Origin of the sequence: Aequorivita sp. KMM 9714, assembly GCF_011065475.1 — a bacterium.
In the GTDB taxonomy this organism is placed as follows: Bacteria; Bacteroidota; Bacteroidia; order Flavobacteriales; family Flavobacteriaceae; genus Aequorivita; species Aequorivita sinensis.
Window position 1 is genome coordinate 1 of sequence record NZ_JAAGRO010000084.1, and the last position, 202, is coordinate 202.

The following is a 202-nucleotide window of genomic DNA, read 5'->3' on the forward strand; positions in this document are numbered from 1 at the left end:
TAGTGGTGTTTGCGTCGAAAGTAATTACATCTCCATTTACTGTAGTATGCGTAAAAGTACCATCGCCATTATCAACGAAAAGGTCTGAACCTGTTGTATTGGTAATAAGGTTGATAATTTCATTATAAATATCACCTTGATTCTGGATGTTAGTTACCACATCTCCAACAACATCGATTGTGATTGTATCACCATTTGCGTT

Annotated in this window: 1 protein-coding gene; it reads right to left on the reverse strand. The window is 35.6% G+C overall.

Annotation, left to right across the window (positions count from 1 at the left end; translation table 11 throughout):
- On the reverse strand, positions 1-202 hold a 202-nt coding region (locus G3A46_RS14235), incomplete at both ends, for a hypothetical protein (RefSeq protein WP_165150802.1).